The organism is Henriciella sp., assembly GCF_049649345.1.
Classification (GTDB): Bacteria; Pseudomonadota; Alphaproteobacteria; order Caulobacterales; family Hyphomonadaceae; genus Henriciella.
On sequence record NZ_JBARZC010000655.1, the window covers coordinates 1 to 9,150 of the forward strand.

Here is a 9,150-nt window from a genome sequence, read left to right on the forward strand (position 1 = left end):
ATAATTGTGCTTGGCACAGCAGCGCGTGATGCCCACAGTATCGCATTCCTGGAAGGCATCCGTCCCAATGAGATGGCTTGGCACCTGGCCTGTAATCACGACCATCGGAATGGAATCCATCATCGCATCGGTGATCGGCGTAACCATATTGGTCGCGCCCGGCCCCGAGGTGACCAGCGCGACGCCCGGCTTGCCCGTGGAGCGGGCATAACCCTCTGCGGCGTGGCCCGCGCCCTGCTCATGGCGCACGAGGATGTGGCGGATGGAGTCCTCTGAATAGAGCGCGTCATAAATCGGCAGGACCGCCCCGCCCGGATAGCCGAACATCGTGTCGACACCCTGTTCCTTGAGCGCGGTAATGACGATCTCAGCGCCCGTCATGGTGCGGGGTTTCGTCTCTGTCTGCTTCAAGGTCTGAGTGTCCATATCGGGGCTCATTCGGGTTCAAGTTTCAGTTCGCGCGACCTGCTAAAGAAAAAGGGCCTCGATTGAGACCCTTCCATACGCACCCGTGCCAGCATGTGAATGCGGGTCACGGGCTAATAAGTACGATTACCTTCTGCTGACGCAAGGCTATTTCCTCCAGATCGGTTTTGGGGAATAACCTGCCTCAGCCTAGCGGTCAACCTCCTTGTAGAGGGCAGAAACAACCCTCATTCGGGTTTTAAGCTCCGCAGACGGAATACGCGGCCAGAACGGAAATTGCCGCCCGATCCAGGTGAACTGCCGCTTGGCATAGCGCCGGGTATCGCGCTTGGCATTCTCTGCGGCTGTGGCCGAATTGATCTCCCCGCGAATGAAAGCCGAAAGCCAGGGCATGCCATGCGCCTTCATGGCCGGAAGGTCCGGGTCTATATTGAGGCGCACCAGCTGGCGGGCCTCCTCCATCGCCCCTTCCATCAGCATGCCCTCGAAGCGCTTGTCGATGCGGGCATAAAGTTTCGACCGCGGCGGTGTCAGCGCGATGCCCAGCCACTCATCCTCGTTCAGCACAGGATTGGTGCGATTGTTCTGAAAGCCGGACAGAGGCTTGCCCGTGGAGAGCCAGACCTCATAGGCGCGCGCCAGGCGCTGGCGGTCATTATCATTGATCCGCTCGGCCGCCTCAGGATCGACAACCTGCAGTCTCACTTTCAGGCCGCGCGTGCCTTCGGCTCTGGAAATATCCATGACCTCATGGCGCACATCTTCAGGCACAGGCGGTATATCGGACAGGCCCTGCGTCAGTGCCAGCAGGTAGAGCCCGGTCCCGCCGACAATCACGGCCGTCTTGCCGCGCTTCTGGATGTCCTCGACCACAGGGCGGACCTGGTCGAGCCACTGACCGGTGGAATAGCGCTCCTCAGCCGGGATGTGGCCAAAGAGGTGGTGCGGCACATCGGCCATCTCTTCTGCATCGGGCCTTGCCGATATAACCTTGAGTTCGCGATAGACCTGCATTGAGTCAGCGTTGACGATCTCGCCATTCAGTTTACGCGCAATCTGAATGGAAAGCTCGGTCTTGCCGCTTGCAGTCGGGCCATGGATCAAGATTGCAGGTCTCATCGTTTCGAACGTAGATAGTTTGAACGGCGCCGTTAAGTGAGGAGAGGCAAAATGGACGAAAAAACCTCAGATTACAGCCATGTCTCTACGATCGTGGCGCCAGCAGGCGCTCATCTGCAGCCGCTTGCCGACAAGCTCGACCGCGTCTTGCACGAAGCAGGCGCGGTGCATGTGGCCCCCGTGCGCCTGCTGAGCGGCGAACGTCATTTCACCGCCTTCGAGCAAGCTTTGAATTCCGGTGATGCGGCCTCCCTCAGAAAGTCGCTGGAACGGGCGTTTGAAGGCGAAGCCGATATCTGCATCTCGCCAACACTCAACCGCCGCAAGAAACTCCTCATATCCGATATGGATTCCACGATCATCCAGCAGGAATGCCTGGATGAACTCGCCGACTTCGCTGGTCTCAAGACCGAGATTTCCGCCATCACCGAGCGCGCCATGGCGGGCGAGCTCAATTTCGAAGAGGCCTTGCGCGAACGCGTCGGCATGCTGGAAGGCCTCGACCTGTCGGCGCTTGAGCGCTGCTACAGGGAACGCATCTCGCTCATGCCCGGCGCGCGAACGCTTGTCGCAACAATGAAGGCGGCCGGGGCGCGGACGGTGCTCGTCTCTGGCGGTTTCACCTATTTCACGTCGCGCATTGCCGAGGCCGCAGGCTTTGACGCGGATCAAGGCAACACCCTGCTCGACGATGGCAAGGCGCTAACGGGCAAGGTCGGCGAGCCGATCCTCGGGCGCGAAGCAAAACTGGCAGCGCTGAAAACCGAAGCGGACCGTCTTGGCCATCCCCTGTCGCAGACGATCGCCATGGGCGACGGCGCCAATGATCTTGCGATGATCGAGGCGGCCGGCCTCGGCGTCGCCTATCGCGCAAAGCCGGTCGTCGCCAATGCGTCCGATTGCGGGATCTCGGTGACCGACCTCACCGCCGCGCTCTACTTCCAGGGCTATTCAGACAGCGAGATTGTCTGGGAGAATTAGGGTCGCTTGGCCCCTCTCTGGCGACGCAACGCCCCTACCGCGCCAGCCGGTAGCGCTCCGGATGGCCCGGAAACACGCCGATAATCTTCAGGGACGTCGAGAAGAAGCCGAGTTCCTCGAGTGCGAGTTGGACCGGCCGCTCGTCCGGATGGCCCTCGATTTCGGCATAGAATTGCGTCGCCGTGAAGGAGCCGTCGATCTGATAGCTTTCGAGCTTCGTCATGTTGACGCCATTGGTCGCGAACCCGCCCATCGCCTTGTAAAGCGCGGCCGGGATGTTGCGGACCTGGAAAAGGAAAGCCGTCACGGTCGGCCCGTCGCCAGCGTCATGCTCGATCGGCTCGGGCGCCATGATCACGAAACGGGTCGTATTGTGGTCGGCGTCCTCGATGTTGCGGGCGAGAATGTCGAGATCATAGACCTCTGCGGCAAGCTCCGGCGCGATGGCGGCCACAGACGGATCGCCCATCTCGGCGACGATCCGCGCGGCGCCGGCCGTATCAGCCGCGATGACCGCTTCGATGCCATGGTTGCGGAGATATCGCCGGCACTGGCCGAGCGCCATGATGTGCGAATGGGCGGTCTGCACGTCCGACAGGCTGGTGCCTTTCAGCGCCATCAGCTGAAAGCGGATCGGCATGAAGTGTTCGGCGATGATGTGCAGGTTCGTGCCAGGCAAGAGGTGGTGAATATCGCCGACGCGCCCTGCAATCGTATTCTCGACCGGGATCATGGCGAGGCTCGCATCGCCGCGCTCGACACACGCAATCACATCCTCAAACGTCTTGCAGGCGACAGGCTCCATATCCGGATACGTGTCGCGGCAGGCGATATGGGAATTGGCGCCCGGCTCGCCCTGATAGGCAATCCGGCCCTGTTTCGTCTCAGCCATGCTCAATACCCCTCTCGCGCATACCAGGCGCGGGCCTGTTCCAGATCCTTTGGTGTGTCGACGCCGTTTGGCGGCTCACCCTCCAGAACGGCACAATCGATCCGCATTCCCAGTTCCAGCGCCCGCAATTGCTCCAGACGCTCGCGCTTTTCAAGCCCGCTTGGCGCAGCTGAGACAAATCGCTTCAACGCGTCGCGGCGATAGGCATAGACGCCGACATGGTGCCAGAGCGAGCCTTCGCCTGTCGGCGCGGTCGCACGGGTAAAGTAAAGCGCGCGGCCATGCGCGGCGCCCTCTTCCAGCGAAATGATGGCTTTCACGACATTCGAATCTGTTTTCTCATCCTCATTCGTGATGACGCTTGCAAGCGTTGCGATATCGCAGCCAGGCGAATCATTGAGGGGCTGAAGTACCGATGTGAGCGCTGCAGGATCGAGGGTCGGCATATCGCCCTGCAAATTGATCAGCGTGTCGTAAGCGCCGTCTTCATCGAATGCCTCCGCTGCGGCCCACACACGGTCGGAGCCGGATGGCAGCTTCGGATCGGTCAAAACGGCCTCGAAGCCTGCCGCATGCACGGCTTGTGCGACCTCGACCTCTGCCGCCGCCACCACCACAGGCCCAATATCTGCAGCAGCGGCGCGCTCGCAGACGCGCACGATCATCGGCTTGCCTGCGATATCGGCGAGCGGTTTGCCCGGAAGCCGTGTCGAGGCCATGCGGGCTGGAATGATGACGAGCGCTGACATGTGAGGCGAAACGTCCTTTCTACACCAAGTGCGCCGTTTCGCCGCGAGCTGCCCCCGCGCATCCTTTGACGCATGCCGTTATATTGCCAGCGAACCGTTAGCGTGTCAGAAGGCGCGCGCCAACCAAACTAGTCATTTAAAGGATGATCCCTATGGGCGATCTCTTCTGGAACAAGGTCTTCGGAGCGCTTCTCGCTGTCGCACTCGGCGTCATGGGGCTGCGGGTCCTGTCTGAAACCGTTTTCGCAGCCGGACATGGCGAAGGCGGACATCATGGCGAAGAGGAAGTGAGCCTGAATGACTGGGCCCACAGCCGGTTCGCCTACTACACCGACATCGCCGAAACGGCAGGCCCAGGGGGCGCTGAAGAGGAAATCTATGACCTCGGCGCGCTCCTCGCGGAGGCGGACGCCACGGCTGGCGAGCGCTCCTTCCAGGCGAAGTGCACGACCTGCCACACGATCGAACAGGGCGGTCAGAACGGTACCGGTCCGAACCTTTATGGTATCGTCGGCGCATCACATGCCCACATGGACAGCTTTGGCTATTCCGCAGCAATGCAGGCCACCTCCTCGCAGGACTGGACCTATGAAAGCATGGACCAGTGGCTGGAGAACCCATCGGGCTATATCAGCGGCACCTCGATGGCATTCGCAGGCCTTCGCCGCGATGATGAGCGCGCCAATGTGATCGCTTACCTTGCCTCCATGTCGCCAAATGCACCTGACTTCCCGGAACCCCTTCCCGAGGAAGAGAGCGACATCGTTGAGGGAGATGAGGCCGTCGCAACCGACCTTGATGCCGAGACGGTGGAAGACTCTCCAACCGAGGCAACCGGTGAAATCGATACGGTCGACATGATCGATGACACCGACCAGGAAGAAGAGAATGAAGGCGAAGTGGTCCTCGCTCCTTCCGATGCGCTGGATGCAGACGAACCGTCAGAGACCGACGAGTAGTCAGCTCGCGCTGAGCCAGTCCGGCTGGCGAGCGCGCTCAATGAAAATATCGATGCGGCGGGCTCCTATGGGCTCGCCGTATATTTTTGCGATCCGCTCGATCGCGCCTGAGAGCGGCTCATAGGCCACCGCCATGTGATGGGCATTGGCATGAAGAAACGTCTCTGCGTCGAGCATGATGCCGACATGGCCCTTCCAGAAGACAAGATCGTTGCGCTCGAGCGCGCCCGGCGTCTTCCAGTCGTCGATCTCCTCGCCGCTCCAGGCAAACTGCATGTCGCTGTCGCGCGGCAGGGTTACACCGCAGGCATGGAAGGCGGCGCGCGTGAGGCCGGTGCAATCGAGGCCAAGGCTTTGGCAGCCGCCCCAGAGATAGGGCGTATGGAGAATCCGAAGCGCAACGTCTGCGGGATCCTCTTCGAGATGATCGATCGGGGCGACATGCTGCTCAGGCACCCAACCGGTGCCGTCGGCATAAACAAACCGCCCTTCCCTGCGCGAGACGGCGAGCCGGCTACCCATGGAGAGGACGACATGCGGCGCTGATTTCAGATCGGCCTCTGAATAGGCATAGGTGCGGACCGCAGAGACTTTGTGGGTCGCCTCCGGCACGGGCTGGCCGAGCGCCTCCATCAGAGCCCATCCGACATAACGGTCCCGGTCCAGCTGCACGAGGCCAAATTCGCCCTGCTCGTCGAACAGGACGAGCGTTTCGCCGTGCAGGGCCTGCGTGGCCATTTCCGCGTCCGGGCGAGGATCGCTGCGGACTGCGACGACGCCTGCGCGCACTTGCATGGCAGTTCCGGACTGGTTTGCCGGCGGCGTCAGGCGGCGATCATTAAACTCAGGCACGCCTCACCCTTTACGCGACCCTGGCATGGCCTGTCACGGCAGGATGGCCGATATCCTTGCCGGCTTCGGCCGCGACGATCAGATCGGAAAATCTGCGCAGCCACGCCATGCCGTCGACTGTGCGTTCGATGAACACGCTGCGCAGGTCATTCTCATCCTTGCGCCGGCGGACAAAACCCTGCTTTTCCAGAGCATCTATGGCGCGCGTCACAGCCGGTTTGGCAAGGTTCATGTCAGCCGCGAGGCCGCGCACTGTGTGGGGGCCCGGCTGCAGCGCAATCGTCATGAAGATGGCCTGCTGGCGGGCCGACATGTCGCCGTCACTGGTGCGGACATAGGAGGTTACGGCACGGCGCCACAGGTCCAGGGATTTTCTTTCCGTCATCGCCATTTTCTCGTCACTCCGTCGGCTCGTTGCTTAACCGAATCAAATGAGAATCTGATTTGGAATCGCCGTAAAGAGTCCTGCGAATCATATTTTAGATTTAAAGCAGTGTCCGAGTCCTACCGTTCTGGTTCTATTGTGAAAAACATGGTCTGACCGGCGCGGTAGACCCGAATCAGAAGGCCCTGCCCGCCAGGCGCATCGCCTGGCTCAAGCGCTTCATAAGCGTCCTCAAGACCGGAAATCTTCTCGAAACCCATCTCGGTGATCACGTCGCCCTTGCTGAGCTTTCCGAAGCTTGGGCCATTGGCGGCAACAGAGTTGACCAGCGCGCCCTCGACATCGCGGGCGATGCCATAGCGTCGGCGCGCGTCATCATCGATTTCCTTGAGTTCGGCACCCAGCGGATTGTTGGCGAGTGCGTTTTCAGGCAGTGGCTCGCGGTCTGGCTCCTCGACCGAGCTTTCCAGCTCGCCAATGGTGAAACTCACCGTGCGGCGCTTGCGGTCGCGGACGATATCGACATCGACTTCGGAATTGACTTCCGTCTCCGCCACGATGCGCGACAGGCCGCGGACATTCTCGACCATCTTGCCGTCGAAGGTCAGGACCAGATCGCCAACTTCGAAATCGGCCTTGGCGGCCGGCCCATCGCTGTCGATGGACGTGATGATCACGCCCTCGGGCTCGTTCACGCCATAGGCATTGGCAATGCCCTGGTCGATGCCCTGGACGTTCACGCCAAACCAGCCGCGCCGGGGTTTGCCGAATTCAAGGATCTGCCCTGAGACCTGCTCGACCAGATTGGACGGGATGGAGAAGCCGAGACCGACAGACCCGCCCGTCGGCGAGATGATGGCCGTGTTCACGCCGATCACTTCGCCGTTCAGATTGAACAGAGGGCCGCCCGAATTGCCGCGGTTGATGGCTGCGTCGGTCTGGATGAAATCATCGTAGCGGCCGGACTGGATGTCCCGGTTGCGCGCGGAAATGATACCGGCAGACACAGAGCCGCCAAAGCCGAACGGATTGCCGATCGCCATCACCCAGTCGCCGACCTCTGCGCTGTCGCTGTCCGCAAATTCAACAAATGGCAGCGGCGTATCGCTCTCGACCTTGAGGACTGCGACATCCGTGTCGGGATCGGTGCCGACCAGGGTGGCCTTCAGCGTGCGCCCGGAATTGAAGACGACATTGATCTCGTCCGCATTCTCGATGACGTGATTATTGGTGATCACCGTGCCCTCGCCGGAGATCAGGAAACCGGAGCCGAGCGAACCTTCGCGGCGGAAGCCATCCGGGTCGCGGCCGAAGAATTCATTGAACCGCTCTAGCGGCGAGCCATCCGGAAACTCCGGCAGGCCTTCGGGCGCGATGGTCTGGCTGGTGGTGATGTTGACGACAGCCGGCATCAGCCGCTTGGCGAGCCGCGAAAAGGATTCCGGCGCCTGCTTCTGGTCAATCTCGGAGACAGTGTCCGACAGGGAGGCATCCGACTGGGACTGGCGCTCAGCCTGAGCCGAGGCGCTGCCCATCATAGCGCCCGATACGCAGGCCAGAACAGAGATGGCAATGGTCTTCATGACGAGTCTCCACATCCTTCGCGCCACTGTTGTCACACAAGACTATGGCGCTTCGCGGGCAAAGCGCAACGCGTCATGCGAAGCGGATTGCAGCATAGAAGATGACGAGGCCGAGAAGCGCAGACCAGATGCCGCCGCTGCGGACGTTTTCGACCGGCAGGCGCGCCAGCCAGTCGCCCATCCGCTTCATCATGTCTGGCGCGGCAGCATAGAGTATGCCTTCAAGCGCAAACCAGAGTCCGATAGCGGCGAGGAGAATCTGCCAGGTCATTGGCCGTGTCTCCCCGCCGCGATCTGTTTAGCGTCCCGAGCCGTTGCGCCGGGCCTGTTCGAAGAAATCGTTGCACAGGCCAAGCTGGTTTGGACCAACGACAACGCGTGTGCCTTCCGTAAAGGCTTCCTCACACGCGATCAGTGCGCGCTGGAAGCGGAAGAATTCAGCGTCGCGCTCGTAGGCTTCGGCATAGATTTCGTTCCGGCGGGCATCGCCTTCACCGCGGATCTCTTCCGATTCCTGGCGGGCTTCGGCGAGCAGCACAGTGCGCTCGCGTTCTGCCGTGGCGCGGACGAGCCTTGCCCGTTCGTCGCCCTCGGCGCGGATCTGCTCGGCCTCCTGGTTCCGGGTCGCTTCCATCCGGCTGAAGACGCGTTCGGACACATCGTCCGGCAGGTCCGCCCGGCGGATCCGTACGTCGATGATCTCGATACCCCGGCCCTCAATGGCTGAAGCGAGATTATCGCGGATCTCGTCCATAAGCTCCGAGCGCTGGCCGGAAATGATCTCTTCTGGCAGGCGCGAGGCAAGCGCGTTACGGATTGCTGCATCGGTAAAGTTCAGCAGCTGGTTTTCGGCTTCGCGCTGCGTGTTGAGGCGCTGATAGAAGGCCAATGGATCAGAGATCTGCCAGCGCACGAAGGCGTCAACGATCAGCTGCTCCTGGTTGGACGCATAGGCTTCGATATTCGGTACATCAAGGCCAAGATTGCGCTTGTCGTAAATGACGACATTCTAGATGAGCGGGATCTTGAATTTGAGACCCGCTTCATCCGTGCCCGGTTCGTTGTAGGCATCGACAACCGCACCGACCTGCAGGAGCAGGGCCTGCTTGCGCTGGTCAACGATGAAGAAGGAGTTGAACGCGACGACCAGGATAAGGACGATCGCGACGATTCCGAGAATTCCAAACGATCTCATGTCTAGCGC

General features: G+C 61.0%; 11 protein-coding genes and 1 pseudogene. 2 read left to right on the forward strand and 10 right to left on the reverse strand.

Translation table 11 applies throughout. The features are described from left to right. On the reverse strand, positions 1-426 hold a 426-nt coding region (locus WA989_RS17920), incomplete at its 3' end, for a thiamine pyrophosphate-binding protein (RefSeq protein ID WP_424341833.1). Between the two features lie 189 nt (positions 427-615). Then, positions 616-1,530 (reverse strand): tRNA (adenosine(37)-N6)-dimethylallyltransferase MiaA, encoded by a 915-nt coding sequence (gene miaA, locus WA989_RS17925; protein WP_424341834.1) that lies wholly within the window; start codon positions 1,528-1,530, stop codon positions 616-618. Between the two features lie 66 nt (positions 1,531-1,596). On the opposite strand from miaA, the gene serB reads away from it, so the two are divergent. Then, entirely contained in the window at positions 1,597-2,526 is a 930-nt protein-coding gene (gene serB, locus WA989_RS17930) for a phosphoserine phosphatase SerB (RefSeq protein ID WP_424341835.1), read from the forward strand. 34 nt (positions 2,527-2,560) lie between these two features. Here the strand turns inward: serB and WA989_RS17935 are convergent, their stop codons facing one another. Both WA989_RS17935 and WA989_RS17940 read right to left on the reverse strand, forming a co-directional pair. Next, positions 2,561-3,418: a prephenate dehydratase gene (locus WA989_RS17935; RefSeq protein WP_424341836.1), complete on the reverse strand. Its 858-nt coding sequence runs from the start codon at positions 3,416-3,418 to the stop codon at positions 2,561-2,563. 2 nt (positions 3,419-3,420) lie between these two features. After that, the gene (locus tag WA989_RS17940) at positions 3,421-4,167 is read right to left on the reverse strand and encodes a 3-deoxy-manno-octulosonate cytidylyltransferase (protein ID WP_424341837.1); all 747 of its coding nucleotides are present in this window, start codon (positions 4,165-4,167) and stop codon (positions 3,421-3,423) included. Positions 4,168-4,319: 152 nt separating this feature from the next. Between WA989_RS17940 and WA989_RS17945 the strand changes: the two genes are divergently transcribed. After that, on the forward strand, positions 4,320-5,126 hold the full coding sequence (locus WA989_RS17945) for a c-type cytochrome (RefSeq protein ID WP_424341838.1): 807 nt from the start codon (positions 4,320-4,322) through the stop codon (positions 5,124-5,126). Here WA989_RS17945 and WA989_RS17950 read toward each other — a convergent pair whose 3' ends face one another. From WA989_RS17950 to WA989_RS17975, 6 genes and pseudogenes are all read right to left on the reverse strand, one after another. Further along, positions 5,127-5,978: a C40 family peptidase gene (locus WA989_RS17950; protein ID WP_424341839.1), complete on the reverse strand. Its 852-nt coding sequence runs from the start codon at positions 5,976-5,978 to the stop codon at positions 5,127-5,129. A gap of 10 nt (positions 5,979-5,988) precedes the next feature. Further along, positions 5,989-6,363 (reverse strand): MarR family transcriptional regulator, encoded by a 375-nt coding sequence (locus WA989_RS17955; RefSeq protein ID WP_424341840.1) that lies wholly within the window; start codon positions 6,361-6,363, stop codon positions 5,989-5,991. 119 nt (positions 6,364-6,482) lie between these two features. Beyond that, positions 6,483-7,946, reverse strand: coding sequence for a Do family serine endopeptidase (locus tag WA989_RS17960; protein ID WP_424341841.1), 1,464 nt, complete (start codon positions 7,944-7,946; stop codon positions 6,483-6,485). Positions 7,947-8,019: 73 nt separating this feature from the next. Continuing rightward, positions 8,020-8,217, reverse strand: coding sequence for a DUF2065 domain-containing protein (locus tag WA989_RS17965; RefSeq protein WP_424341842.1), 198 nt, complete (start codon positions 8,215-8,217; stop codon positions 8,020-8,022). Positions 8,218-8,244: 27 nt separating this feature from the next. Continuing rightward, positions 8,245-8,946, reverse strand: coding sequence for a protease modulator HflC (hflC, locus tag WA989_RS17970; protein WP_424341843.1), 702 nt, complete (start codon positions 8,944-8,946; stop codon positions 8,245-8,247). Between the two features lie 9 nt (positions 8,947-8,955). Beyond that, positions 8,956-9,150: pseudogene (locus WA989_RS17975) on the reverse strand (protease modulator HflC); the annotation flags it as partial.